The organism is Streptomyces sp. NPDC055955 (genome assembly GCF_042270245.1).
Classification (GTDB): Bacteria; Actinomycetota; Actinomycetes; order Streptomycetales; family Streptomycetaceae; genus Streptomyces.
This window is the reverse complement of record NZ_JBHJYS010000006.1, coordinates 62,364-87,918: the sequence shown is the minus strand read 5'-3', so window position 1 is coordinate 87,918 and position 25,555 is coordinate 62,364. Positions and strand designations below refer to the sequence as shown.

At 68.6% G+C, this 25,555-nt stretch carries 20 protein-coding genes; 12 read left to right on the top strand and 8 right to left on the bottom strand.

The window, feature by feature from the left end; translation table 11 throughout:
- The first annotated feature begins 307 nt into the window (after positions 1-307).
- From ACFC96_RS14045 to ACFC96_RS14025, 5 genes are all read left to right on the top strand, one after another.
- Positions 308-643, top strand: a complete 336-nt coding sequence (locus ACFC96_RS14045; protein ID WP_376612390.1) for a hypothetical protein — start codon at positions 308-310, stop codon at positions 641-643.
- Positions 640-810 (top strand): hypothetical protein, encoded by a 171-nt coding sequence (locus ACFC96_RS14040; protein WP_376226825.1) that lies wholly within the window; start codon positions 640-642, stop codon positions 808-810. Before ACFC96_RS14045 ends, ACFC96_RS14040 begins: the two co-directional genes overlap by 4 nt.
- An 82-nt stretch (positions 811-892) precedes the next feature.
- A complete protein-coding gene (locus ACFC96_RS14035) occupies positions 893-3,004 on the top strand; it encodes a glycoside hydrolase family 6 protein (protein ID WP_376612389.1) in 2,112 nt (703 codons plus the stop codon).
- Positions 3,005-3,651: 647 nt separating this feature from the next.
- Entirely contained in the window at positions 3,652-3,876 is a 225-nt protein-coding gene (locus tag ACFC96_RS14030; RefSeq protein ID WP_340458251.1) for a hypothetical protein, read from the top strand.
- 516 nt (positions 3,877-4,392) lie between these two features.
- Positions 4,393-5,730 (top strand): MFS transporter, encoded by a 1,338-nt coding sequence (locus tag ACFC96_RS14025; protein ID WP_376612387.1) that lies wholly within the window; start codon positions 4,393-4,395, stop codon positions 5,728-5,730.
- Between the two features lie 500 nt (positions 5,731-6,230).
- Here ACFC96_RS14025 and ACFC96_RS14020 read toward each other — a convergent pair whose 3' ends face one another.
- A complete protein-coding gene (locus tag ACFC96_RS14020; protein ID WP_376612385.1) occupies positions 6,231-6,686 on the bottom strand; it encodes a hypothetical protein in 456 nt (151 codons plus the stop codon).
- 230 nt (positions 6,687-6,916) lie between these two features.
- Positions 6,917-7,744 (bottom strand): SDR family oxidoreductase, encoded by an 828-nt coding sequence (locus ACFC96_RS14015; protein ID WP_376612383.1) that lies wholly within the window; start codon positions 7,742-7,744, stop codon positions 6,917-6,919.
- 416 nt (positions 7,745-8,160) lie between these two features.
- Between ACFC96_RS14015 and ACFC96_RS14010 the strand changes: the two genes are divergently transcribed.
- From ACFC96_RS14010 to ACFC96_RS13995, 4 genes are all read left to right on the top strand, one after another.
- Positions 8,161-9,276, top strand: a complete 1,116-nt coding sequence (locus ACFC96_RS14010) for a substrate-binding domain-containing protein (RefSeq protein ID WP_376612381.1) — start codon at positions 8,161-8,163, stop codon at positions 9,274-9,276.
- Positions 9,277-9,395: 119 nt separating this feature from the next.
- Positions 9,396-11,822, top strand: coding sequence for a polysaccharide lyase 8 family protein (locus tag ACFC96_RS14005; protein ID WP_376612379.1), 2,427 nt, complete (start codon positions 9,396-9,398; stop codon positions 11,820-11,822).
- A 69-nt stretch (positions 11,823-11,891) separates the two neighbouring features.
- Complete coding sequence (locus tag ACFC96_RS14000) at positions 11,892-12,632, top strand: heparin lyase I family protein (protein WP_376612377.1); 741 nt, start codon at positions 11,892-11,894, stop codon at positions 12,630-12,632.
- A gap of 199 nt (positions 12,633-12,831) precedes the next feature.
- Positions 12,832-13,341, top strand: coding sequence for a hypothetical protein (locus ACFC96_RS13995; protein ID WP_376612376.1), 510 nt, complete (start codon positions 12,832-12,834; stop codon positions 13,339-13,341).
- Positions 13,342-13,455: 114 nt separating this feature from the next.
- Here the strand turns inward: ACFC96_RS13995 and ACFC96_RS13990 are convergent, their stop codons facing one another.
- The 5 genes from ACFC96_RS13990 to ACFC96_RS13970 form a co-directional block, all read right to left on the bottom strand.
- Complete coding sequence (locus ACFC96_RS13990; RefSeq protein WP_376612374.1) at positions 13,456-16,059, bottom strand: PEP/pyruvate-binding domain-containing protein; 2,604 nt, start codon at positions 16,057-16,059, stop codon at positions 13,456-13,458.
- Between the two features lie 373 nt (positions 16,060-16,432).
- Complete coding sequence (locus ACFC96_RS13985) at positions 16,433-16,789, bottom strand: hypothetical protein (protein ID WP_376612372.1); 357 nt, start codon at positions 16,787-16,789, stop codon at positions 16,433-16,435.
- Between the two features lie 117 nt (positions 16,790-16,906).
- Positions 16,907-18,121 (bottom strand): MFS transporter, encoded by a 1,215-nt coding sequence (locus ACFC96_RS13980; protein ID WP_376612691.1) that lies wholly within the window; start codon positions 18,119-18,121, stop codon positions 16,907-16,909.
- A 430-nt stretch (positions 18,122-18,551) separates the two neighbouring features.
- The gene (locus tag ACFC96_RS13975; protein WP_376227118.1) at positions 18,552-18,968 is read right to left on the bottom strand and encodes a substrate-binding domain-containing protein; all 417 of its coding nucleotides are present in this window, start codon (positions 18,966-18,968) and stop codon (positions 18,552-18,554) included.
- 44 nt (positions 18,969-19,012) lie between these two features.
- On the bottom strand, positions 19,013-19,624 hold the full coding sequence (locus tag ACFC96_RS13970; RefSeq protein WP_376612690.1) for a TetR/AcrR family transcriptional regulator: 612 nt from the start codon (positions 19,622-19,624) through the stop codon (positions 19,013-19,015).
- Positions 19,625-19,916: 292 nt separating this feature from the next.
- Between ACFC96_RS13970 and ACFC96_RS13965 the strand changes: the two genes are divergently transcribed.
- The 3 genes from ACFC96_RS13965 to ACFC96_RS13955 all read left to right on the top strand — a co-directional run bounded on the left by ACFC96_RS13965 (position 19,917) and on the right by ACFC96_RS13955 (position 24,358).
- A complete protein-coding gene (locus ACFC96_RS13965; protein ID WP_376226866.1) occupies positions 19,917-21,524 on the top strand; it encodes a GMC oxidoreductase in 1,608 nt (535 codons plus the stop codon).
- Positions 21,525-21,545: 21 nt separating this feature from the next.
- Positions 21,546-22,967, top strand: coding sequence for a lipase family protein (locus ACFC96_RS13960; protein WP_376612370.1), 1,422 nt, complete (start codon positions 21,546-21,548; stop codon positions 22,965-22,967).
- Between the two features lie 722 nt (positions 22,968-23,689).
- Positions 23,690-24,358, top strand: coding sequence for a DUF4097 family beta strand repeat-containing protein (locus tag ACFC96_RS13955; protein WP_376225675.1), 669 nt, complete (start codon positions 23,690-23,692; stop codon positions 24,356-24,358).
- A gap of 433 nt (positions 24,359-24,791) precedes the next feature.
- On the opposite strand, the gene ACFC96_RS13950 is transcribed toward ACFC96_RS13955, so the two are convergent.
- Entirely contained in the window at positions 24,792-25,013 is a 222-nt protein-coding gene (locus ACFC96_RS13950) for a hypothetical protein (protein WP_340458678.1), read from the bottom strand.
- Positions 25,014-25,555 lie beyond the last annotated feature (542 nt).

The following is a 25,555-nucleotide window of genomic DNA, read 5'->3' as shown; positions in this document are numbered from 1 at the left end:
TGGGGCACGGAGTCTGAATGCACTGTCACCGGAGTGTGGGATCGCCCGGTCACTCTGCAGCGTGGGATGTGGCCGCGAGGTGCGCGGCTGGGCCGTTCGGTCGCGTTCAAGTTAACGCGTACGTAAGGCAGTTGCGATTCAACACTTGACAGGTGCGCATCACCGCGCCACTTTGGGAGCGCTCCCACCATCAAGACTTACGCGCTTCCCCACCCTCTGCACCCCACTTCTTCGAGGCATGAACCCGAGGCATGGGCGCTGTCGCGCACCCTTGCCCCGGTCACCTCGGCCGAGGAAAGCGGACGTCATGACTCCGGTAAAGCGCTCCAAGCCCAGCTGCCCGGGCAGGCTGACCGGCCTGTCACTCGCCGCGTGTGCCGCCGTCGCACCTCAGTGGGGTGTGCCGGCCACTGCGGCCGAACAGGGCAGCCTGCGCGACCTGTCCGTCGCGCACGGCAAGCACTTCGGCTCGGCCGCCGACAACAGCGAGCTCTCCGACGCCACCTACTCCGCCACCGTGACCGACTGGTCGAACTTCGACGAAACCCACGACTACAGCCGGGCCGCCACCGCCACCTACGCCGACTCTCCCCGGCTCGCCGCCTATGTGGGCTCAGCCCTCGCCCGGGGCGTCGAGCCGTGAGCGGACCCGGCACGGCCGAAACGGCCCGGGACCGCGACCCGTTGCTCCCGTCCTTCGACGCCATCGCCGCGGCCCTGCCGCTCGCCACGGCATCCACGCTCACCAACGCCTCGCCGCACCACCGGATCCCTGCCGACGGCGACCTGGTGCGGGGCACCGAGCCGTAAGCACGCGGAGCCCCGGATCGACCTCTCGACCTGCCTTCGGGGACTGCCCGAAGGAGCACGCACGAAAGGAATACGGAGCCGCATGAGATCACGAAGTTCCACCCGGCACGGCATACGCAGAAAGTTCGCCGCACTCTCCGCCCTGGCGATCGCGGCGGCCCTGGCCGTGGCCGTCCCCACTCCGGCCTCCGCCGCGGCCCGCGTCGACAACCCCTACGCCGGAGCCAAGGCGTATGTGAACCCGCAGTGGTCCGCCAAGGCCGCCGCGGAGCCGGGCGGCAGTGCCATCGCCGACGAACCCTCGTTCGTCTGGATGGACCGCATCGCGGCCATCGAGGGCGCGGGCGACGCGATGAGTCTGCGCGAGCACCTCGACGCGGCGCTCGACCAGGGCGCGAACCTCTTCCAGGTCGTCATCTATGACCTACCGGGACGCGACTGCGCCGCGCTGGCCTCCAACGGTGAACTCGGCCCCACCGAACTCGACCGGTACAAGAGCGAGTACATCGATCCCATCGCCGACATCCTCGACGATCCCGCCTACGCGGACCTGCGCATCGTCACCATCATCGAACCGGACTCGCTGCCCAACCTCGTGACCAACGCGGGCGGCACCGCCGGATCCACCACCCAGTGCGCGACCATGAAGGAGAACGGCAACTACGAGAAGGGTGTGGGCTACGCGCTCCACACCCTGGGCGCCATCCCCAACGTCTACAACTACGTCGACGCCGGACACCACGGCTGGCTGGGCTGGGACACCAACTTCGTGCCGGCGGCACAGGAGTTCAAGAAGGCCGCGACCACCGAGGGCGCCACGGTCGCGGACGTCCAGGGCTTCATCGTCAACACGGCCAACTACTCGGCCCTGAAGGAGCCGTACTTCAAGGTCACCGACTCGGTGAACGGCACGACGGTGCGTCAGTCCAAATGGGTGGACTGGAACTTCTACGTCGACGAGCTCTCCTACGCACAGGCCCTGCGCACGGAAATGGTCAACCAGGGCTTCGCCTCGAACATCGGCATGCTCATCGACACGGCCCGCAACGGCTGGGGCGGCTCCGCGCGGCCGACCGCCGCCGGCCCGCAGACCAGCGTCGACGACTATGTCAACGGCGGACGGATCGACCGGCGCATCCACGCGGGGAACTGGTGCAACCAGAAGGGGGCCGGCATCGGTGAGCGGCCCACGACCGCCCCGGAGACCGGCATCGACGCGTACGTCTGGGCCAAACCCCCGGGCGAGTCGGACGGCAACAGCCAGCCCATCGCGAACGACGAGGGCAAGGGCTTCGACCAGATGTGTGATCCGACGTACACGGGGAACGGGCGCAACGGCAACAACCTGACCGGCGCACTGCCCGACTCGCCGCTGGCGGGCCACTGGTTCTCCGCCCAGTTCCAGGAGCTGCTGCACAACGCGTACCCGCCCCTGGGCGGCAGCAGCGGCGGCGACACCCAGGCGCCCACCGCGCCGACCGGCCTCACGGTCACGGGCAAGACGAGCGGCAGCGTCTCGCTGTCCTGGACGGCGTCGACCGACAACACTGGCGTCACCGCGTACGACGTGTACCGCGCGGGGGTGCAGGTGGGTTCCTCGGCGACCACCTCCTTCACCGACACAGGGCTCACCGCCTCCACGTCGTACAGCTACACGGTCAAGGCCCGCGACGCGGCCGGGAATGTTTCGGCGGCCTCCTCGGCGGCCTCGGCCACCACGTCCGACGGGGGCGGAACCGGCACCGGCACCCTCAAGGTCCAGTACAAGAACAATGACTCCTCGGCCACCGACAACCAGATCCGGATGGGCCTGCAGCTGGTCAACACCGGAACCAGCGCGGTGAACCTGTCCACGGTGAAGGTGCGCTACTGGTTCACCCCCGAGTCCGGTGCGAGCACCTTCAGCACCGCCTGCGACTACGCCGTAATGGGCTGCGGCTCCCTGACCCAGAACGTGACGACCTCGGGCAGCTCGGCCGCCGGAGCCAGCCACTACCTGGAGGTCGGCTTCGGCAGCGGCACCCTGGCGGCGGGGGCCTCCACCGGAGAGATGCAGTTGCGCTTCAACAAGACCGACTGGTCGAACTTCAACGAGGCCGACGACTACAGCCGCTCCACGAACACGGCGTACGCCGACGCGCCGAAGATCGGCGTGTACGTGGGAGGCACCCTGAGCTGGGGCACCGCGCCCTGACCTGACGACCTGAACCGATCTGACCGGCCTCACGGCCCTGGTGCGACCCCTGTCCGTCCCACTGTCCACGTCGTCCCCGTCGCCGCATGCGTCATGCGGTGGCGGGGACGACTCCTGTCATGGTGCGGCCACGGCACACAGCACCGTACCTGCGCGCAACAGCGTCGCGATGCCGGCAAGTGAGCACCTGAGGCCCGGACAGCTCAACCGCCTTCGTGGAGACGTGCCGGTGTGACGTGCTGACGCGACCTGCTGCTGACCGACCACGACGACCACGGTGTGCTGGACGCCGCCCTGCTCGGCGGGCTGATCCTGATGGACATCGGTCTGTCCAACGACAGATGACATCCCACTGCGCCGCCCACGGCCGGGCTGCCGCGTCTTCCCGTGGAAGGAACCCTCCAGTGACCGTCATGCCGTTGCGCACCACGACCGCCGCCCCTCGTCAACTCCGAAGATCAGTACCTTCTGCACCTCCGCGACGCCAACAATCCGATCTGCCTCAGCGGACGCTGCTCCCCATTGCTCAGGTCTTGCTCAACTCGCTTCACCTGCCACCCGATTACGGTGAAGATCGCCTCACGCGGTTGATCGCGTGGCGTGGCCCGGGGTGCGGTCCACGAAGGGCAGGCTTGGGGGGAGTGACAATGGCGAAAGCGGTACGGGCCTCGCTGGGAGAAATGTGGATCACGTGTCAGGTCTGCAAGAGCGATCTCTTCCGTGAGCGAGGCGTGAAGCTCAACAGCACAGGTGGCGAGCTGTTCAATCTGGCCTGGGCCGATGAAACCGCCACGGGTTTGATCTGCTGGCGCTGCGGCTACGTGCACCTCTTCGTCAACCGAGAGATCCGGTTGCACCGCGTCAAGGAGTGACTCCTGGGGTGCGTCGCGTCCACCGAGGTCGGGACACGCGCTATCGCCACCAGCCGACATTCTCAGTGCCCGGCACGTTCAGCGGGGCCACTACCTCAGCGTTGGACGATCCCCGCGGTGCGCCGTACAGGACGAGGCGTGCTGGTCCCGGTCGGCGAGGGCGAGGTTGTCGCACTAGGCCATGACCTCGCCGATACGACCGGGAGCGGAAGCTCTGGGAGCATCGGCGCGACCTACACGTCGTGCCGCTCGTACAGGCGGGGCGAAGTCTGAGTCGGTGTCTCGGAGCAGGAGAACGGTTTCCCCAGGCAATCGGGGCCGCTCTCGGTGGGCGAGTCGACCAAGGCCTTTGCACTCCGACTCGCCTGCGTCGGCACGGGCAGTACGCGCTGGGGCTGGCCGGCGTCCAGCACCCTCAGCCCCCGTCGACGACCAACAGCGTCGTGAAGCGAGTGATCGGTTCGGCTGAACGCGAAAGGTAGGGGTCGCACCCGGCCTGGCCATTAGGGTCCGGCCATGCCAGCGGAAGCAGGGGACGCCTCGGAACGGATGCGAGAGGTCCATGAGGAGCCCGATCACTCAACTCGGCCCTGGGAGGTGCTCGCCCGCCATCGCAACTTCCGCAAACTGTTCCTCGGCAACTCGATATCACTGCTCGGATCGAGCGTCACGACGGTGGCGCTCCCGCTGACAGCAGTGGTCTACCTGCACGCTTCGCCGGCCGACATGGGTTTGCTCGGTGCGATGGGTCTGCTGCCGCATCTCGTCCTGGGGCTACCGGCCGGGGTATGGGCGGACCACGTTCCGTATCGACGCATCCTCACCATGACCGACATGGCCCAGACACTGGTACTCGGCTCCGTACCGATCCTGGCTGCCTGCGGGTTGCTACGCATGTGGCACCTCTGCGCGGTCGTGATGCTCGCCGGCGTTGCCAACCTCTTCGAGACCATAGCCGCGCAGTCCTTCACACCTCTGCTGGTGCCGCGCAAGGAACTGCTCCCTGCCAACAGCGCTCTCATGCTGAGCAACGCGACCGTCAACACGACGGGATCGGCCCTGGGCGGCCTCATGGTGACGGTGCTCAGTGCGCCGATGGCTGTCGCTGTCGACGCCCTCTCCTTCCTGATCTCCGGGCTGTGCAAAGCGTCCATCCGCCACTCCGGACGGATCGCTGATTCGGTCACTCCACGCGACCTGTCACTGCGGACCAACGTCCTCGAAGGGTTGCGCGCGGTGTTCGCCGACCGGATCCTCCGCGCCGTGCTACTCGCGGCCACCATCGGCGCGTTCGCGGGCCAGCTGCAGGCCGTCGTCCTGGTGATGTTCTTCATCCGGGACTTGCATCTGTCCTCGGGCTTGGTAGGAACTGCGATCGCTGTCAGCGGCGCGGCCGGCATCCTTGGGGCCACCATGGCGACCTGGTTCACACGACGGGTTGGATCCGGTCGGGCCTTCATCTCCGGTGTGCTTCTGGCCTCGTGCGGGGGTCTCGTCGTTGCCGCGGCGGTCGATCCCTCCCCCATGTCGCTGTCCATCCTGCTTCTGGCGCAGGTCCTGCGGGGAATCGGACCCTCGATCTACGGCGTCAACCAGCAGACCCTCCGCCAGGCCGTGATCGCCCCGCCGCTTCTCTCCCGCGCCAACGCCACCTGGCGCTTCCTCGTCTTTGGAGGACAGTCACTCGGCGCCCTGGCAGGAGGCATGTCGGGATCCATGCTCGGACTCAGGGCCACACTGATCGCCAGTGGCTGCATGATGCTTTTCGGTGCGTCAACTGCCATCGCCTCGCCATTGCGTTCGCTTCACGAGCTGCCCGCCCGTCAAGTCCTCGGCGAAGGGGGCACGGCCTAGCGGAGATGTTACGTACGTTCCGCCGGATGCCCCCGGGACTGCCGCAGGGTCAGCATCGACCCAGACGGCACCTGCGAGCGCCCGGAAGCCCAGGTGCCTTGATGCCCAGATGCCCAGATGCCCAGAATCCCAGGCAATCGCGGGACCACGCGCTCAGCGCAGCCGGGTCGGTGGGCCGCATGCACTTGCCCACCGATTTCAGGCAACACGTCCACGCCGCAACACCTCCGCCACCACCGAACTTGCCGCCCGGCGCACGCAGGGAGGTTGTGACCTGAGCTCGGTCGCGGCAATGGCTTCGGTGGGGAGCTCCATGGGCCCGGTCTCCCCGCAGGCCATTCAGCAAGCCGGCTGCTAGATCGGCAAAGTCTCAGGTGCGGCGGCTCGTCGATGTACCGCGGGCCATCTGCACGGCTCAGGCGGGTCACACTCTCGTCCAGATCAAGGGGCGGCCCAGACGCCGGCTCGGCAATTCGACATGGCTTCCGCTGGTCCGTTGTCTACCGATCGGAGCGAATCTCTTGCCGAAGGCGCACGTTGAAAGTCCGTAGAGCTTGCACCACATCTGATTGGGCGGTCACGTTCTCGGTGCCCTCTGCTCGCCAGACCAGCCCGGCGAACTCATCAGCGGATTCGCGCGTCTCGGCGCGACACAACAGATGCACCACCGATCTGCCGGTTTGCAGCTTGCCCTGCCAGGCCACACGGTCTGCTCTCGTAAGGTGGCGCTGGTCACTTCCGTCGAGCTGGGACTCGTAGAGATGCAGGCCCGCGGTGATGAATTCTGCCGCGCTCTTCAACTTCTGCTCCCGCAGCCAGCGCCGGTCTTCATTGCGGCCGGTAACCCACGTGCCGAGTAACACACCGGCCAACCCGATGAGCGCCCCTGCAAGGCCCGCCAGGAGGTTCCCCACGCACACCACCGCCCTCAAGACGCCAACAGTCCCGATCTGCATTTCGCCTGCCCGCGCCCCGGCCTGAGGTCCGGTGCTGACGGGTAGTCACACCTGGCTGCCCGACGAACCCGGACGCGCCACACCAGGCTAGTACCGCTCGACGATCCGGATCATTGGTTCCACAGCAGACTCCCAGCTTGTTCTTCAACCTCGGTCTGTCCCGACTCATCGATACCTGAGCAGTCTTTTCGAAATGTGAGCGTGTCGATCGCGTCGCACCCAGGAAGCGTTCAAGCGCCCAGAGCCAGGAACTGGCGGGCGCCGCGCAACGTGGTGTGCAGCTTGCGCTGAGTGGTGCGGCTGTCGAGGCGGACATCGAGTGCCCCGGGAAGCTCGCTGTCGGCCCGCAGACCCGCAGGAAGTCGGGACGCGTCGAGCCCATCACGCTTGGCGATGAGGATTCCGAGTTCATGACGGCTCACGGCATCGGCTCCCGCCAGATGGTGAACGCCGTTCGCTTCACCACACGCAAGCTCCAGCAGGGCCGCGGCCAAGTCAGCGACATGCACGGGGCAGCGGATGTCATCGGTGAACAGGACGCCGCTTCGCGTGTCGGCCGCGAGGTCGTGCACCATGCGTTCGTGCGTGGACCGCCGGTCACCGATGATCAGCGAGGTGCGAGCGATGACGGCATCCGGGTGCGTGAGGCGAACCCCCGTCTCCGCTGCGGCCTTCGCCGCGCCGTAGGGGGTGACAGGGTCGGGGAGACAAGGTTCGTCGTAGTGGACACGTGTGCCGGAGAAGACCGCGTCGCTGGATACGTGGACCAGGCGGCAGCCGTATTTCGCCGCGGCAATCGCCAGGCGGAGAGGGCCTTCGGCCGTGACCGCCCAGTCGGCTCCGCCGCTCGACGCGTTGACGACGAGATGCGGCCCGACGTCGGCCACCACGGCTTCCACGTCCCTGGTACTCCGTAGGTCTAGCGCATACCAATCGACTTCGGACGCACTGCCAGGTCTGGTCGCGTACGTCGCCGCCGTTGTGTGCCCGCCGGCTACGGCCTGCCGTATCAACTCAGCACCCAGGAAACCGCTGCCGCCGATGATCAAAAGCTTCATGCGGAAACACAGTAGACCGGCTCACGGCCCCGGCCGGCAGCGTGCTCCCCTCCGGGGCGGCCTGGCCCGTTATCGCGTCGGTGCGTCCTCCGCCGTCTGCCGGCTACGCGCTCCGTCGCAGGTCGGCAAGGGTCAACGGGCGGCGGATGTCGAAGGAGGAACGACTCATCGGAAGTCGTCAACGTCGGTCAGCCCTCGCACTGTTGGCAGATTGGCGCAGGTCCCGATCCTTGCCAGGATTGCGCCTTCGTGTGCCTCGACTCTGCTGGGGACGGTCTGTGGATCCTCCCACGTACGGACACAGCTACGGACACAATTACGGATACAGCACTCACACACTCGGTCAGTAATCGGTCACTCAATCCACGTTCTTCGGTCTATACTCCTCGCACCAATAGCTTGGGCGAGGGGGAGAGATGCGGGAGAGCGTCGAGGAGCGGCACAAGCGGCTGCTGCGGATCGTGCGGGAGCGCGAGAGTGTTCGGGTGGCCGAACTCGCCGCGGAGCTCGGCACATCGGTGGAAACGGCGCGGCGGGATGTGACGGCGCTGGCCGACATCGGTCGCGTCCGCAGGCTCCACGGCTCCGTGGTCTGGCCGACCGTGGCGCTCAACGCCCGCGATGCGCGGCTCGCCCGGAAGGCCCCCGCCCCGTCCCCCAGCGGGCTCCTGCTGGGAATGGTGGTCCCTACGGCCAACTACTTCTACCAGTCGGTCATCCGCGGGGCCCGCGAGGCCGCCACCGCGGCCGGCGCGCGCCTGCTGGTCGGCATCACTGACTACCACCGGGACCGGGATGCCACACAGATCAGGAACATGCTCGAGGCCGGCGCGAACGGCCTGCTCCTCACCCCCAGTTGGAACATCCACGGCCCCGACCGGGCGGACGCCCTCCAAGTGGCGGAGCTCGCGGTGCCGACCGTGCTCGTGGAACGCCGGATCCCTCTGGGCCTGCCCGGGGCGAACCTCGACAGGGCGGGCTCGGACCACGCGGGCGGCGCCTCGATGGCCGTGCAGCACCTGGCCGCCCTCGGGCACCGGCGTATCGCTCTGCTCTCCCGGAACACGCACACCTGGCCCCACATCCGCCGGGGCTACCGGGCGGCGATCGATGCGCTCGGCCTCCCCGACGACGACGTCTCCTCGACGACGGACTCGCACGGGCGCTACGGCGAGTTCGACGACCACGCCGAGCGGCTGACCGCCCTCATCACCTCGGGGGAGATGCGGGCCGCCCTCGTCCATGACGACACGGACGCGGCCAACCTGCTGCAGTGGCTGCTGGCCCAGGGGATCCGTGTGCCCGAGGACTTCGCGCTCGTCTGCTACAACGACGAGATCGCGGCGCTCACCGACACGCCCATGACCTCGGTCTCCCCCGCGAACCACGCGCTCGGCGAGACCGCGGTGAAGCTGCTGCTGCGCCGCGTCGAGGATCCCGGCGTGGAGCACTCCGCCGTCGAATGGCTCCCCCGGCTTCTGGTCAGGAAGTCCTGCGGCGCTCCCGAGTCCGCCCAAGTGCCCAGCAACTGACCGATTACTGCCCGCTTCGCCATTCGGTCTTGACGCCGGTCAGAGCCGGAATCCAAGCTGCGCAACGACACGCCGCACTCGCGTCGGCGAGATTCCCGTCTTGCACAGATTGGTTCCCCATGGCTTCTTTTCTGCGTCGCCGTGCCTTCCTCCACGCTGCCGGGGGCACCGCTCTGGCCCTCGGGCTCTCGGGTACGGCCGCGGCCGCCCCCTCGTTCGCCGCGTCCGCCACCGAACCCACGGACGGCAGCCAGGAGTTCGCCGCGCTGCGAGCCAAGTGGCGGGATCTCGTGCTCGGCACCGGTTTCAGCCCCACCGCCGAACCGTTCAAGACCCTGCTCGCCAACCTCGGCACGACCGCACAGAAATACCTCTCCACCATGGCCCCGGCCAGCGGCTCCCTGTGGCCCGACGCGGTGTGGGCGGACCCGGACCCGAACACCGACGCCGAGTCGTACGCCTTCTCCGCGAAGATGAACGACAGCTACACCAGGCTGGGCGCCATGGCCCAGGCGTGGGCGCAGCCCGGCACCGGGCTGACAGGCGATGCCGAGGTGCTGGACGCGGTCCTGACCGGCCTCGACCACGTCAACTCCGAGGTCTTCAACACCGCCACCCGGCAGTACGGCAACTGGTGGAACTTCCAGATAGGGGCGCCTCAGGCCCTGATGGACACCTGCGTCCTGGTCCATGACCATCTCACCCCGGAGCAGATCGCGAAGTACTGCGCGGCCGTCGACCACTTCGTCCCGGACTCCGTCTTCGACCAGTACACCGGCACCAGCACCGGCGCCAACCGCGTCGACCTGTGCCGCAGCGTCATCCTGCGCGGCATCGTGGGCGAGGATGCGACGAAGGTCGAACTCGCCGCCAGATCCCTGGCCCCGGTCTTCCCCTACGTCACCACCGGGGACGGCTTCTACGCCGACGGATCGTTCATCCAGCACCGCAACGTCCCCTACATCGGCGGCTACGGCGCCGTGCTCCATGATGGCGTCGGCCGCCTGCTGGCCCTGCTGCGCGGCTCCGCCTGGGAGCTGAACGACCCCAACACCCAGCTCTTCCTCGACACCGTCGACAGGGCCATCGCCCCGTTCATCTACAACGGCCTGATCATGGACAATGTGTCCTCCCGTGGCATCAGCCGATTCGGGACCTCCGAGCACACCCGCGCCATCGGACTCCTCGGCACCCTCGTGCTGATAGGCCAGGGGGCTTCTCCGGAGGAGAACGCCCGGTGGCGAGCCATGGTCAAGGGCTGGATGCAACGGGACTACTACGCCCCGCCGCTGAAGAACCCCGGTCTGAGCCTGACCCGGGCGGCGCAGCTCCAGTCCGTGCTCGACGACACCACGGTCAAGCCCGCCCCCGAGCCCGTCGAACACCGGCTCTTCCACAACATGGACCGTGTCACGCACCGCCGCCGCGGCTGGGCCGCCTCGGCCTCCATGGCCTCCCGGCGGATCGCCCACTACGAGTTCGGCAACGGCGAGCACGCCCGCGGCTACCACACCGGTGCCGGCTGGCTCTCCTGGTGGGGCTCCGACTTCGGCCTGGATCAGTACTCCGACGCCTTCTGGCCCACCGTCGATCCGTACCGCCTCCCCGGCATCACCGCTTCCCGTAAGCCGCTCGCCGACGGCCAGGGCGGCAACTGGGGCCAGCCGTGCCCGGACGTCGACTGGGTCGGCGGGACGACCGACGGCGAGTTCGGTGCCACGGGCCAGCACCTCAAGGGGCTCGCATCCACCATGACCGCGAAGAAGTCCTGGTTCTGGCTGGACGACTCCGTCGTCTGCCTCGGCGCGGGCATCACCTCCACCGACGGGTTCGCGGTCGAGACCACGGTCGACAACCGCGCCCTCGGCGCCGCCGGTGCCCCCGCACTGACCGTCGACGGCAGGTCCCAGCCGGGGCAACAGGGTTGGAGCCAGTCCTTCGAGGACGCCGAGTGGGCACACATCGAAGGCCACGCCGGGTACGTCTTCCCGGGCGGCGCCCAGCTGAGCGCGGTCCGCGAGGAGCGCACCGGCGCCTGGAAGGACATCAACACCGGCGGCCCCGCCGACCCGATCACCCGCCGCTACCTCACCCTCTACACCGACCACGGCACCGACCCCGCCGATGCCTCGTACGCCTACGTGCTCCTGCCCGGCGCCGGCGCGCGGACCACGGCCCGACGTGCCCGCGACCGGGGCTGGTTGAAGATCCTCGCCAACAGCGGCGACCAGCAGGGCGTGCGCGTCGCCGGGCTCGGCCTGACCGCGGTCAACTTCTGGGCCGCGGGAACGGTGGACAAGGTCACCGCGAGCGCCCCCGCCTCCGTCCTGATCCGCGAGCACCGCGACGGCACCGCCACGGTGGTCGTCTCCGACCCGGCCCGCCAGGCCACGTCCCTCCAGGTCACCTGGCACAAGCGGGTGTCGAAGGTGCTCTCCGGGCCGGGCTCGGTCACCGCCGCCACCGGTTCCTCCCTCAAGCTCACCTTCGGGGACCTCACCGGCGCCTTCGGCGCCCCCCTGAAGATCAAGGTCAAGCTCGGCTGACCTCTCGCACGCGCGGGCCCGCTGACGGCGGCGGGCCCGCGTACAACTCCCCCCACCAAGGAGAAAACCGTGCACCGACGCAAAGTCCGTTCCGCCCGGGGCGCCGCACGCGCCACGACCGGCAAGCTCCTGCTCACCTCTGCGGCGATCGGCGCCGCCATGACACTCCTGACGGCGTCCCCCGCCGGCGCGGCCGTCCTGTGGACGGCCGACCCTGCCTCCGGAGCCGCCGCCTTCGACTACACCGCCTGCGACGGCGGACAGATCTCGACGACGAACTGGAACGACGGCCACGGCGACATCTTCAGCCTCAACAAGCCGGCGGGGATCGACCGCTGCGAGGCGGCGGGGGCGGCCGGCCGCACGTGGAGCAACAACTCCACGTACTGGTGGGGCTGGTACTTCGACACGAACTCGGACAACGCCCAGACCGTGTTCCAGTGGAAGTCCTGGGGCACCGGCGATCAGCAGCAGCAGAACTACCCGGTCATCATGAAGGTCGAGGACGGCCTGCTGAAGGTCTGGTACGTCGCGCCGGGTGAGACGTGGCAGTCGGTCGGCACCATGGCGTGGACGGCCGGCAGCTGGCACAAGCTCGAGCTGGGCATCACCACCCGCTCCGACGACACAGGCTCGTTCGAGGTCTGGATGGACGGAACCAAGGTCGCCGGCAAGACCGGCGCCCGCACCTGGGACGACATGGGCAACAACCCCCGGTGGGGCACGTACGGCACCGGCATCAACGGCGTCAACTCCCACGTCTGGATCGACGACCTGAAGCTGGGCCAGTCCCGCGCGGACGTCGACTAGCAGATCACCTTGCGAGGGGGCCCACCAGGCGCTTCCGGCAAGTCACCTCAAAAAGAATCCCGACGGCTCCGCCTCGGCACGCCCGTGACGACGGCGGAGCCGGCCTCAGTCCCCTGCAGTCGGTTCACTGCCCGCAGCCGCCCTCCGTTGCATAGGGCATTCTCCTGACATCCTCCCGAACGAGGGTTACGGTGAACTCATGGACGGGACACAGTGGCTGACGTCGTGTCACCCCAATCCCGCACTCGTGTACGAGCAGTGGGAGAGGTCACCTCATCTGGCCTCGATACCGGCCGGCGTCCGCTTCGACGTGCTGCGACTGTTCCAGCCACTCGCCCTGACCGTTCTGTGGGAACTCGGTGATCTGGCCCAGAAGATCCCGGTCCTCGAGGAACACCTCGAGCGTCGTCCCGCCTTCTACTTCCTCACCGAGCTCGGCACAGCCGAGAACTGGCAGCCCGACGGCCACAGTCTGCTGCTCACCACCGGCGACGACCTGATCCTCCCCTCCCCCAGCGCGGACGGGATAGCGGGAGTTCAGCGCCACGCCTTCCTGTGGCGCACCCCGCCGGACGGCAGCGGCCGCCTCGCCGACCACGAGACGCTGGCCACCGCGTACGCACATGCCCGCGACCCCGAGCGCCAGGCGGCCCGCATCAGGGCCGCCCGTTCCGTGTTCTGGGGCGCCCAGCACACCCGCCGCAGCTGACCTCCCGGTGAGCGGTACACCGGTGGCGGGCATCCGCGGCTGACGGGGGCGTGCGAGCGTTCTCGATCCTGTACGTCTTCGCGCCCGGCGCCACCGCGACGCGGCCCCGATCCCCTACCGCCCCCGCTCCGCCGCGGCCTCCCCGTGCGTCCCCACCAGGCCCATGCTCCCGTCCACCGTGATGACGTCGCCGGTCCGGATCCGCGCCACAGCGTCCCGTACGCCGACCACCGCCGGGATGCCGTACTCGCGGGCGACGACCGCGCCATGGGAGTTGGCACCGCCCATCTCCATCACGAGGCCGCCCGCTGTCAGGAACAGCGGGGTCCAGCCCGGATCGGTGGACGGGGCGACCAGGATCTCGCCCGGCTCCAGGTGCGCTCCGACCGGATCGGTCACCACCCGCGCGGGGCCGGTGATCTCGCCTGCCGACGCCGCGGTGCCGACCAGGTCACCGGGTGCGTGGGGCGCGGCCTGCACGTGCTGCGTCACCTCGGGCTCCGTGCCGTCGGAGAGAAGGACGCGCGGGATGCGCCGGCGGCGCATCTCCTGCTCGTACTCCGCTCTCCGCTCCGCGACGGTCCGGCGCAGGTCCGCGTCCTCCCCACGCATCTCCTCGAAGTCCAGGAAGAAGACGTCCTGCGCGGCGTCGATGCGTCCTTGTGCCTGCAGTTCGGCTCCCCGCTCGGCGATGCGCTCGCGGAGGGTCCCGAAGAGCGTGATCGCCAGATACTTCGGGTATTCGCGCAGGCCTGCCAGCATCCGGGTGCGGTGCAACGCGAACCGGACCAGACGGCCGCGCCCCTTCGCACGTCGCGCGAGCCGGTCGATCATCGCCTCCGCCTCGGCCGCTCCGCGCGCGAACACCGCGTCCGGCTGGGCCTGTTCGCCGTCCAGGCGCAGGTAGTTGCGGACGACGCCGATGACATACGTGGGGTCGTCGGACCAGCGCGGCAGACCGAGGTCGATCTCGGCGACGGCGCGGTGACCCCACTGGTTCAGGAAGGCACGGATGCCGTGCTGCGCGGCTTCAGGCAACTCACCGTCGCGATAACGGGACACCAGTTGCTCGACATCGTCGTCCTGGAACACCCTTACCACGTCGCGGTCTTCACGGATCGTCACCGCCAGGCGCCACAAGTCGAGGTCCATCTCTGTGGTGACGTTGTTCGGCAGGCTGCGCAGGACTGTCTGCAGCTCGCCCGGTTCCGTACGGACGAGCTTGCTGGTGAGTGCCAGCATCGCGAAGCCCACCAGGGCGGTCGGGGCGACCGTGGGCAGCACCGGGACCACGCAGTCGCGCAGGGCGTTTTCGACGGACTTCTCCCGGGCCGTCCGCAGGAGTTTCGTCTCCGTGCTCCGTGCGCGCCGCACCGCCGCCTCGGGACGAGCAAGGGCGCGCAGGGCGGTGGAGGGGGCGTGGAACCTGCGGGCGAGGCGCACCACCCGCTTGACCGCGGGCCAGGGTGACGTATGCGTGAGGGTCAGGCGCGGATCGTCGTACAGACCGCGCAGGACCTGCGCCGAACGGGCCTCCATGACGTCGAGTACGCGCGGGAAGAAGGCCCTTCCCGCCCTGCTGCGCAGGACCGTGGTGACGTCGATGAAGACGCGGCCCGCCGACTCTGCATAGCCCTCCGACCCCGGGTCCCCCACGATGATCCGGCCGACGGCCCCGGCGATCTCCCGGATCACGGCGCGCCCGGCCGGGGTGATCGGCCGCTCCAGTCCCTGCGCGAGGCTGAAGCAGAAGTACACGTGGAAGCCGTCGTGGTCGCCGGCGCGCTCGGGGACAGGGAACAGCGTGGTGATGGGTCGTGACTGGGTGAGGTGCAGCTCGCCCCACGCGTCGATCGCCCACTCGAGGTCCTGCGGACTTCCGTAGTGTGCCTGGACCTTGGCGCCGAGTTCGGCGAGTTCGAGGACTTGGCGGTCGGTGAGGCAGGGCGCGTGGTTCTCGCCGATGTCGACCTTCTCCGTGCCGCCACCGGCCAGCGGGCAGATGAGGAAACGCTTGTCGCCCGGGCGCCGTTCGATGATCTCGCCGCCTGCCGCTCTGTCCGGGCGGCCCGCTCCGCCCGCTCCGTCCACGACGAAGTGGTCCGGGTTGACCGCCCCGGAGACGACGGCCTCGCCGAGGCCGGGGCTCGCGTCGATGACCACTTGATCGCGCTTGCCGGTGACGGGATTCGCGGTGAACATCACGCCCGCCACAGCCGAGGCGACCATCCGCTGCACGACGACGGCCAGGTGGACCGAGCCATGGTCGATGCCGTTGCTCTCGCGGTAGCTCACCGCGCGGTCGGTCCACAGAGATGCCCAGCAGCGGCGTACCGCGTCGACGACGGCGTCCGCTCCGACGACGTTCAGATACGTGTCCTGCTGCCCGGCGAAGCTCGCGAACGGCAGGTCTTCGGCGGTGGCACTGGAGCGCACGGCGACGGGCACATCGGCGCCGAATGCCGTGTAGGCGGCGAGAATCGCCCCTCTCAACTCGCCCGGCACCTCCACTTCGAGGATCCGCCGCCTCGCCTCGTCGGGCCGCAGACCCGCCAGGCCGTCCGTGGCCGAGATCATCCGGTAGGCGTCGGTGGTCACACAGAAGCCCTCGGGCACGGGCAGCCCGGCCCTGGTCAGTTCGCCGAGGTTCGCAGCCTTGCCGCCCACGGTGGCCGGCATCGTGGCGTCAATGGCACCGAAGTCGAGGACGAGCGGCATGGCGTTCCTTCCTGCCCGTGGTGACCGTCCAGTGACGCTGGACCGTCCCTTTATTCATCATGCGATGAATAAAGAGTGTACGTCAATCCACCGAGCCGTACCCCTGCCGACAGCCGTAGACCGTGTGGCGCATACATGGATCCATCGCCGATGTGCAGCGCTGTGGTTCAGTGCAGGCACATCGGGGGCCGGACGCCTGCTGTGGACCGGCTCACCGACATCGGGGTCGACGTTCGGGTGGTCACGCCACGGCGTCAACGTCTTCTCTCGAAGGTCCGCCGCCCCGTGGGAGCAGCCGACCGTCCCTCGCTCTGCTCGCCAAAATGCCCCGACAGCCGAGCGGGACGTGCGCGGGAGAAGTGGTCAGGTCAGGTCAGATCAGGTCAAGCCGATGCCCCAACTTGGCCGACTGCCGATTGTGCGCCTTCGTGTCCCACCACTCTTCCAGGTGGGCGTGCACGAGGTGCACGAGCTGCTGCAGCCGCTCGGGAGGAGGCGCGGACGACGTGAGCACATCCGTCCAGGACTGGTCAGCCCAGGGCAGAGCGAGCTCCCACCTCTCACTTGGACGGCCTCGGCGGCCCACGGTAAGCCAGTACGTCAACGTAACGCTGCGATCTTGATCGTGCTCGACCGACAACTTGACGACATCGAAACGGACTCCGTCAGCAGTGACGAACGAGCGGCCCAGGGCCTGCTCGGCAGGCCTTCGTTCCTCCATGAGTCCCATTTCCTATCCCCTCGGTCCGCGCCCCGATGCGGCGTCCAGCCGGCAGGAAGGCCGAGGACGGACGACTGATCGACCTTCTCGCATTTCACTACGCCTCAGCGCGGCGGTGAAATCGCCTCACTCCGCGATCCTTGGGACGGTGTCCCGAGCCGGCTCCGACCGCTGCGGCGTCCGGGGGTCTGGGGGCAGTCGGCGCTCCAGCCGCAGCATCAGCACCGTACCCATCAGCGCGAGCAGCCCCACGGCGAGCCATGGGAGCAGTCGGTCCCGGCTGAAGAGCAGGCCGAACAGACTGGGGCCGATAATGCTGGCGAAGGCGAAGGTGTACTGGAACGCGGCCATGTAGGTGCCGCGTGACCCGACCGGTGCCGCGTCTGCCACGAGCGCGTTCACCACCGGACCGTAGGTCATCTCCGCAAGAGAGAAGCACGCCACCACGATGACGAGGTACGGCACGAGGGTCGCGGACGGAAGCAGGGTGGCTGCCGCGGACAGGACGCACCACAGGGCCCACAGTGCGCCGGCCCACGCCATGGCGCGGGCGCGGCTCAAGCGGCGGCGGACGAAGCCGGTCGCGGCGACCGAACAAGTGGCCAGCAATACGGTGTTGAGGGCCAGCAGAGGGCCCGGGGCCCAGCTCGGTCCGCGCAGGCCCTCAACGACGTAGACGGGCAGCGAGAGTGCCAGAAAGGAGCTGCACAAGGCGAAGATGGTGCACGTCGCAATGAGCTCCAGGAAGGGACGATCCCTCAGCAGCGCCCGATGGCCGGAGCGTTCCTGCGGCAACGGAAGGCCGCGCGGGGTGGCGGGCACCAGCCAGACGACCACGCAGGCAGCGAGCAGGAACGCCAGCCCGCTTCCCAAGATGATCCCGTTGTAGACGCGTACGGAATCCAGAGCGAGCAGTGCGCCGGCGATCAGCGCTCCGCCGCCGGCACCGGCTTCCCGGATCATCCCGGTTCGCGCGAACCACTGGTCCTTGGTCCCGTGTCCCTCGGAGTCCGCCTGGTCGGCGATGAGGGTGAAGACGGAGGACCAGTAGACGCGCAGGCCGACGGTCGTAACACCGACGGCGACCAGCAGCGAATCCGCTCCGGACACGGTCAAGTAGAGAAGGAAGCCGATGCCTTGCAGCGCCTGGCCTCCGGCAACCACCGCCCGCGGCCCGAATCGGTCCACCAGCCTTCCTACGGCCAAGGGCACGGGCAGGCTGGCGATGTTGACGAGGCTCATGAGCCCGCCGATCGCCGCGAGGCTCAGGTCTGTGCGCTGCAGAAGGTAGAGCAGCGACACCGGCAGATACATCCCCGTGCCGAGTGAGTCGACCGCCACTGCCGCCAGGAGCGGCCACCGTTTCCGGCCGCTCGTCCCGGGGTCCTCGCTGTCTGCGGGCCCTGTCACACGCTGCACCTCGCTCCTCGCGCCTCGCCCGAACGGAGATCGACCGAAGTCAACAGCATGCCGCATCATCGGCCCTCAACCCACCCTGTAGGAAGACTAGTTGGGACGACACGGCAGGGCCGGGTCTACGGTGCGCTCACGACGGCCGAGCTGATGATCGAGGAGCATGCTCCGGCCTGCCCCACCCTGCGTGGCTCTCGCCGGACGTCCGCCTCGACCCCTAGGGCGGGCGCGAGGGCGTTGGGCTCTCGTTGGGCTCCTGTGCATCATTCCCGCGGAAGTGCCGAGTCGTGGGTGAGCGCCGGCGTCGCCGCGCGGGTGCCATTGAGGCGGCTGCTCGGAACCGGCCCCCGGCAGGATTTCAGCTGGACTCCCGCACGATCAGGCGGCAGGGAACCGTCTGCACTCCCGGTCGCGGCTCTGCCTCGATGGCTTGCAGAAGCTCCAGGGCGGCGATCCGGCCGATCTCGGCGAGGTTCATGTCGATGGTGGTGAGAGGCGGGCGGCTGGCCAGTGCCATGGTGCCCCAATTGTCGTAGCCCACGACGGCGACGTCTGTCGGGACGTTCACGCCGCGCTCGCGGAGCGTGTCCGCCACGCCCCGAGCGATCTGGTCGTTTCCGCAGAAGAAGCCGTCCGTATCGGGTGCCGTCCGCAGCACCGCTTCGGCGGCGAGCTGTCGCCGTGGCCAGACAGGCGGCCGCCTTAACTTCGTCCCCTTCGGCAACAACGGCTCCAACAACACCCATTGCTCGTCCGTGAGATCTCCCCGCGCCATGAACCGCGATCATTCCCGCTCAAGATCCACTTTCGACACACGGCCTAGTACGGCAAGCCTTCGGCCGCCGCACGCAAGGCGGCCAGGAGGCATGCGGTGATCTCGCTGCCGGACGCTTCGGGGTCGGCAGCGTAGCGTCGGGCGAAGTCCTCAGCCGCTGCGCGCAACGCGCCGTTGAGGGTGGCCGCGTGTACGTTCACGCGCAGGTCGTCCGAGCCGGCGCCGGATCGTTGGGCGAGCAACTCGGTGAGTACGGGCAGAGCGTCGTCGTGTGCCTGGAGCCAGACGGAGCGCAGGGCCGGATCGGTGGACGTCATGCGGATCAGGTCGAGAATGACCGGCGTGGTGGAGGGCAGTCTGCCGATCTGGCAGATGTCCGTGAAGAACTCCAGCAGGCTCGACTCCGCCGGCCAGTGGCGCAGTTGGTCCATGACGAAGTCGAGTCCCGCGGTGAGCAGGGGCAGGACGCAGCTTTCCTTGGTGGGGAAGTGGCGCCACAGCGTGCGGGCGGAGATGCCGACGGCCTGGGCTATCTGCTCGCCGGTCGTGGCCGTGACTCCCTGCGAGGTGAACATCCGGACGGCCTCATGGGCGATTTCGAAGCGGAGAGCCGCCTTGCGCCGCTGGGCGAGGAGTGGCCTGGCATCCGCCTCCATCGTCCGCCCGCGGTCCGGGAAGGGCGTCTCACGCACGCTCGCTCCACCACCTTCTGTCGGTTGCGCAGCATAGCGAAGGCGTCCGGAACTGACGCATGCAGACGTCTTGTCAGTGAGTGACACATCAACTTACTCTGCCGTAAGTAACCAGCGGGTAACCACAGTTCTCCGCGGTCACTCTTGGCATGCGCGCATCAAGTTTCCCTCGTACCGCTCCCCCGACCAGCAGGGTCGGGGACGGTCAGCCGCCGAACGGACGGCGGCATCTCCCTCTCCCCCGAAGGAGTCACGCATGCCCACGCCCAGCAGGCGCGCCGTGCTCGCCAGGGTCGGCGGTCTCGCGGCCGCCGGTGCCCTGTCCACGACGGCCGCATCACCCGCCTCCGCCGCTCCGACCCGTGTCCGGCTGACAGAAGAGGACCACCGTGTCGTCGTGATCGGATCCGGCTTCGGCGGTGGCGTGGCAGCGCTCCGGCTGGCGCAGGCCGGCGTGCCGGTGACCGTCCTGGAGCGCGGCCGTCGCTGGCCGACGGGACCGAACGCCGAGACGTTCCCCCATGTCTCGGGGCTCGACAAGCGAATGCTCTGGTACGGCACCCTCCCGGCAGCCGTCAGGCCGCTCGCACGACTGATCGGCACCCCGCTCGACTTCACTCCGTACGCAGGACTCCTGGAGCCCGTTCTCGGCGACAACATCCTGAGCGTCTGCGCGGCCGGGGTCGGCGGCGGATCGCTCGTCTATCAGGGCATGACCCTCCAGCCCTCGGAGCCGGTGTTCAACACCTGGCTGCCCGAACAGCTCGACTACAGGCGCATGGACCGCATCCACTATCCGCGGGTCGCCGCCACGCTCCGGGTGGCGACAGCGCCCGACGAGCTGATCAGCACCTCCACCTACTACGCGGCACGGGTGTTCGCCGAGCGGGTGCGCAAGGGCGGATACGCCCTGTCGAAGATCCCGATGCCGATCGACTGGGACTATGCCCTGGCCGAACTGCGCGGCGAGATGAAACCGTCGTACACGAACGGCGACTGCGCACTCGGCGTCAACAACGGCGGCAAACACTCCGTCGACGTGACCTACCTCCGTCAGGCCGAGGCAACCGGCAAGGTCACCGTGGCGACCCACCACAACGTCACATCCGTGGCGCGGGCCGCCGACGGCCGCTGGGAGGTCCATGTCGATCGCACCGACGACACGGGGCGCGTGCTGGAGCAGAAGGTCCTCTCCACCCGCGCCCTGATCATGGCGGCGGGAAGTGTCAACACCAGCAAGCTCCTCGTCCGCGCGGGGGCCACAGGCGCCATCCCCGATCTGCCCGACGGACTCGGCGAGGGCTGGGGCACCAACGGCGACCGGATCTACGCGTGGTCGAACCTGCAGGAGGACTTCGGCGGCGAGCAGGGCGGTCCGGTGGTGTTCGGCAGCAAGGCGTGGGAGGACCCGGCCACCGCGAACACGGTCATCCAGGCGTCGCTCCCGCCGCTGGGCCTCGACACCAGGACGACGATGCTCGTCGGCTTCGGGGTCAGCCCCGACCGTGGCCGGTTCCTGTACAACGCCGCCACCGACACCGTGTCGCTGCACTGGCCCCGCAACGGAGACACGGGCAGCCACCGCACGATCCAGCAGCGGGTTGCGGACATCTCGAAGGGGATCGGTGTTCTGACCGACACGAACTCCCTCGTCAACAGCACGTGGCATCCGCTGGGCGGTGCACCGATGGGCACCGTGTGCGACCTGGAGGGCCGGGTGCAGGGCCAACGCGGCCTCTACGTTCTCGACGGTGCGCTGATTCCGGGGACCACGGGAGCGTGCAACCCGTCCATGACCATCGCCGCCGTCGCGGAACGGGCGATGGACGCCATCACCGCTCACGACATCGACACCTTCATCTGAACGACGAGTGAGGAGCACGCCATGAACCGCAGAGAAACCCGTTCCCGTTCCGCCCGCACCGTTCACCCCGGCAGCCCCGCCACCCGCACCACGACCGCTCCCACCCGCCGTGCCGGTCCGGCTCGGGTGAGCCTGCTGGCCGGTGTCGTAGCGGGCGTCGTGTGCGTGGGCCTGTCGACAGCGCCGGCCTCCGCATCCGGCGCGGAGCCCGTCGTGTCCCGCGGCGTCACCATCCCCACGTTCTACAACCCGCCCACCGAACTGCCTGCCGCCGACGGCACGTTGATCCGGAGCGAGGCCATGCCGCTCGGGCTCGGCATTCCCGGCCTGGACGGCCGCCCCATGCCGGGCACCGCGACCCGCTTGATGTACAAGTCCACCGACTCCGCCGGACAGCCGGTAGCGGTGACCGGTGCGTACATAGAGCCCTCGGCCACCTGGCACAAACCCGGGCCGCGCCCCTTGGTTGCGGTGGCTTCGGGCACCATGGGCCAAGGCGACCAGTGCGCACCCTCGTTCGCGCTGCAACATCCGCTCACTCTCAACGGCAATACAGTGTCCGTCGGCTACGAGTCCCTCGCCATCTACCGGATCCTGGCCACCGGCGCAGCAGTAGTCATCACCGACTACGTCGGCCTCGGCGCCACCGACCGCCTGCACACCTACGCCAACCGGCTCGACCAGGGGCACGCGCTGCTGGACGCGGCCCGCGCAGCCCGCGCCGTGCCCGGGGCGTCGGTCACCGCGAACTCCCCGACCGGCCTGTACGGCTACAGCCAAGGCGGCGGCGCCAGCGCGGCCGCCGCCGAACTCCAGCCCTCCTACGCTCCGGACGTGAAGCTCGCCGGAACCTACGCCGGCGCTCCACCCGCGAACCTGACCTCAGCCATCAAGGGCATCGACGGCAGCGCACTGGCCGGAGCGCTGGCCTGGTCGATCAACGGCTTCGCCCAGGCGGACCCCGATCTGCGGGCGGTCGTCGAAGCCAACGTCAGTGACGCGGGCAAGGCCGCGCTGAACGACGCCTCGACCATGTGTGTCGGTGACGCGCTCTTCGGCCTCGGCTTCACCCACAGCAGCACGTGGACCACCAACGGCAAGTCCATCGGGGACATCATCGCCGCCGACCCCCGAGCGAAGGCAGCCCTGGACAAGCAGCGCATCGGCACACTCGAGCCGGCCGGACCGGTGCGTGTGGCCACCGGCATCCAGGACGACATCGTGCCCCACACGCAGGCCCGACAACTGGCCGTGGACTGGTGCGCCAAGGGAGCCGCCGTGACCTACGAGGCCATCAAGCTGCCCAACCTCGGCGACAAGATCCTCACCAACCACCTCGTGCCCCTCATCACCGACCAAGGGGACGCGATCTCCTGGCTGACGGACCGGCTCTCCGGCAAGCCGGCCACCTCCAACTGCCGGGCGATGCCACTCCAGCCCTGACCCACACCCCTTCTGCCGGAACAGCGGTCCCCGGCAGAAGGGGCTTTCCCTCTTGCCGAACCATTCCACGGCGGCGCGCGGGGAGGATGAACGACATCGGGGCTGCCGTGACGGTTGAGCCACGTCGGCATCGTGAACGCCCCCAAGGGCGAACCCTTCACGCCCCACGGCCGCTCCGGACGTGACGTCCCTTTGCCGACCAATGCGGTTGGCGCTCCGTGCGCCCTGGGGGAACAGGGCAGCCGTGCTGTCCGCCGATACCTCGCCCCCCCGTACCGGACTGCAGACCCTTCAACTGGCCTTCCAGTCGGGCTCGTTCCGCGGCGTTTTCGGTGAGCTCGATCCCCTGCGCATATGCGAGTGCGGCGTCTTCACCGGCGCCGGGGCTGCACAGCAGCCCGGCATGCAACCTCCTCCGCCGTGTGTGAACGACCGGCGCGATACGGCCGCCGGCTTCGAACTTGACGATGCCTCAAGGCGCCCGGCGTTCGCCGTCCGTGCGCGGCGTCTGTGCGCCGCGTCCGGTGACGATCGGAGCCTTCACTCCCAATTCATTGCAACGAACCACCATGAGGTTCGTTGCATTAGGGTCGAGGCCATTGCAACGATATTCCCGCAACTACCTGCAATAACAGGACTATTGAACAACAAGTCTGTTGCCTGATCATTGAATGCAACGTAGCGTTTTCCCCATCAGAAACAACGAACCCAAGGAGAGCACCATGCAGAAGTTCGACACCCCCGCCCCCGTCCTCGCCGTCCTGAACATCCCCGCGGGACACATCCGATTCATCGCCGCCGACCGCGCCGACACCACCGTCGAGGTCCTGGCCGCCGACACTTCCAGCTCCCGCGACGCGAAGGCCGCGGAACAGGTCACGGTCGACTACAGCGAGGGCGTTCTGCGCATCGAGGCGGCCACCACGAAGAGCCGGATCCTCGGCAACTCCGGATCCGTCGAGGTGACGGTCCAACTGCCCACCGGCTCCCGCGTCGAGGCCAAGGCCGCCGCCGCCGAACTGAGGGGTGTCGGACGGCTCGGCGATGTCAGCTTCGAAGGCGCGCAGGGCTCGGTGAAGCTCGACGAGACCGCGAGCGCCCGCCTCACCCTCCAGGCCGGAGACGTCTTCGTCGGCCGCCTGAACGGCCCCGCAGACGTCAGCACGCAGAAGGGCGACCTCACTGTGGCCGAGGCCACCGGCGGCACCGTCGAACTGCGCACCGAGTCCGGCGACATCACCATCGGCGCCGCCCGCGGCATCTCCGCCTCACTCGACGCGGGCACCGGCCTCGGCCGGATCATCAACTCTCTCAAGAACGCCGAAGGCACCGCCGGCCTGAACATCCGGGCGACCACCGCCTACGGCGACATCACCGCCCGCAGCCTGTGAGCCGTCCGCAGCCATCGAAGGGGCACCTGGCCTGAGTACCCAGGCCAGTGCTCAGGCCAATCGCGGCAAGCAGGCTGCGCAAGTTCTACGGCGACCAGGTCGTGCTCGACGGCATCGACCTGGTCGCCATCGTGCAAGGAACCGTCTTCGCCCTGCTCGGCCGAACAGCGGCGCCTTGCCCAGACGGGCCTGACCATCAGACCCACCTCAGCAACGCAGCGACATCCGGAGTTCAACGTCGGTCACCATGGCGGGTACCGGCGAGTCCGACACGGTGTACGACACGGCCGACGTGGTCCCCGGCGACGTGAAGAACGTCAACGCCCAGGTCCACATCGTCGATTCCGTGCTCCTGCCCAAGAGCTGATGCGCTCGCGCACCATCCCCCGGGATCCCCGGCCGGACGTCCTGCAAGACGTCCCGCCTTGCGCCGTCAGTCGGCGTCCTTGCCCATCGCGCGCAGGACCGCCTGGCGGGCCTCGTAGAAGTCGACGTCCGAGACGTCCGGGTCTTCCTCCACCTCGCTCAGCCAGTCCTCCATCTCGTGGGGCTGCCACAGGTCGAAGCCCTGGGGGATGGAGAGCGTCGTGGTACTCGCACGCAGTTGTTCCACCGCGGCGGCTTCCTGGACACCGCGAGTGCTCACCTCGGTCACCGCGCCACGTCCTTCCGGGTTCATAGGGGAACGGACGGGCGACCTTGCCAGACACACACCGGATGTGTCCAAAACGGCCCGGTGGCCTCATCCATTTCTCCGAGGCAAGGACGTTCGGCCGCACGGTCGGCTCGGCCGATAAGACGTCGGGCGCTGCACGAGGGCTCGGCGGGCGTCTACGCGACGACCGTGCGGTCGCCGACGACGGCGATGCCCTTGTCGAGGGCGAACCAGCCGGTAACGCCGTGGGCCGCGCGCATGGCCCGAAGTCGCCGCACGACAGCGCTCCGGTGGGCATGTCGCGGAGATCGAACTGCGCACTCGGGTCGCAGACGGTCCCGAGGTGGCGCTGCGACGGCGAGCAGCACTCGAGGCCTGACCGACACCGCCGGCAGCTCCGCAACCAAGTGCCCCGAGACGGTCGACGGCACGTACGGCGTGGATGTGGACGAACTGGCTGCAGCCCTGGCCAGGCGAGCCGAAAGCCCTTTCGGCATGGAGATCCCCCGGGCGCGGGGACGGCTTAGGCTACTGCCGTCGGT

What these genes read in the sequence shown, in the direction of transcription:
- ACFC96_RS14045 (WP_376612390.1), top strand. Translation starts at nt 308, where the DNA reads ATGACTCCGGTAAAGCGCTCCAAGCCCAGCTGCCCGGGCAGGCTGACC.
- ACFC96_RS14025 (WP_376612387.1), top strand. Translation starts at nt 4,393, where the DNA reads ATGCCAGCGGAAGCAGGGGACGCCTCGGAACGGATGCGAGAGGTCCAT.
- ACFC96_RS13960 (WP_376612370.1), top strand. Translation starts at nt 21,546, where the DNA reads ATGAACCGCAGAGAAACCCGTTCCCGTTCCGCCCGCACCGTTCACCCC.
- ACFC96_RS13990 (WP_376612374.1), bottom strand. Translation starts at nt 16,059, where the DNA reads ATGCCGCTCGTCCTCGACTTCGGTGCCATTGACGCCACGATGCCGGCC.
- ACFC96_RS14005 (WP_376612379.1), top strand. Translation starts at nt 9,396, where the DNA reads ATGGCTTCTTTTCTGCGTCGCCGTGCCTTCCTCCACGCTGCCGGGGGC.
- ACFC96_RS14035 (WP_376612389.1), top strand. Translation starts at nt 893, where the DNA reads ATGAGATCACGAAGTTCCACCCGGCACGGCATACGCAGAAAGTTCGCC.
- ACFC96_RS14015 (WP_376612383.1), bottom strand. Translation starts at nt 7,744, where the DNA reads ATGAAGCTTTTGATCATCGGCGGCAGCGGTTTCCTGGGTGCTGAGTTG.
- ACFC96_RS13970 (WP_376612690.1), bottom strand. Translation starts at nt 19,624, where the DNA reads ATGGAGGCGGATGCCAGGCCACTCCTCGCCCAGCGGCGCAAGGCGGCT.
- ACFC96_RS13995 (WP_376612376.1), top strand. Translation starts at nt 12,832, where the DNA reads ATGGACGGGACACAGTGGCTGACGTCGTGTCACCCCAATCCCGCACTC.
- ACFC96_RS14020 (WP_376612385.1), bottom strand. Translation starts at nt 6,686, where the DNA reads ATGCAGATCGGGACTGTTGGCGTCTTGAGGGCGGTGGTGTGCGTGGGG.
- ACFC96_RS14030 (WP_340458251.1), top strand. Translation starts at nt 3,652, where the DNA reads ATGGCGAAAGCGGTACGGGCCTCGCTGGGAGAAATGTGGATCACGTGT.
- ACFC96_RS13985 (WP_376612372.1), bottom strand. Translation starts at nt 16,789, where the DNA reads ATGGGACTCATGGAGGAACGAAGGCCTGCCGAGCAGGCCCTGGGCCGC.
- ACFC96_RS14010 (WP_376612381.1), top strand. Translation starts at nt 8,161, where the DNA reads ATGCGGGAGAGCGTCGAGGAGCGGCACAAGCGGCTGCTGCGGATCGTG.
- ACFC96_RS13955 (WP_376225675.1), top strand. Translation starts at nt 23,690, where the DNA reads ATGCAGAAGTTCGACACCCCCGCCCCCGTCCTCGCCGTCCTGAACATC.
- ACFC96_RS13975 (WP_376227118.1), bottom strand. Translation starts at nt 18,968, where the DNA reads ATGGCGCGGGGAGATCTCACGGACGAGCAATGGGTGTTGTTGGAGCCG.
- ACFC96_RS13965 (WP_376226866.1), top strand. Translation starts at nt 19,917, where the DNA reads ATGCCCACGCCCAGCAGGCGCGCCGTGCTCGCCAGGGTCGGCGGTCTC.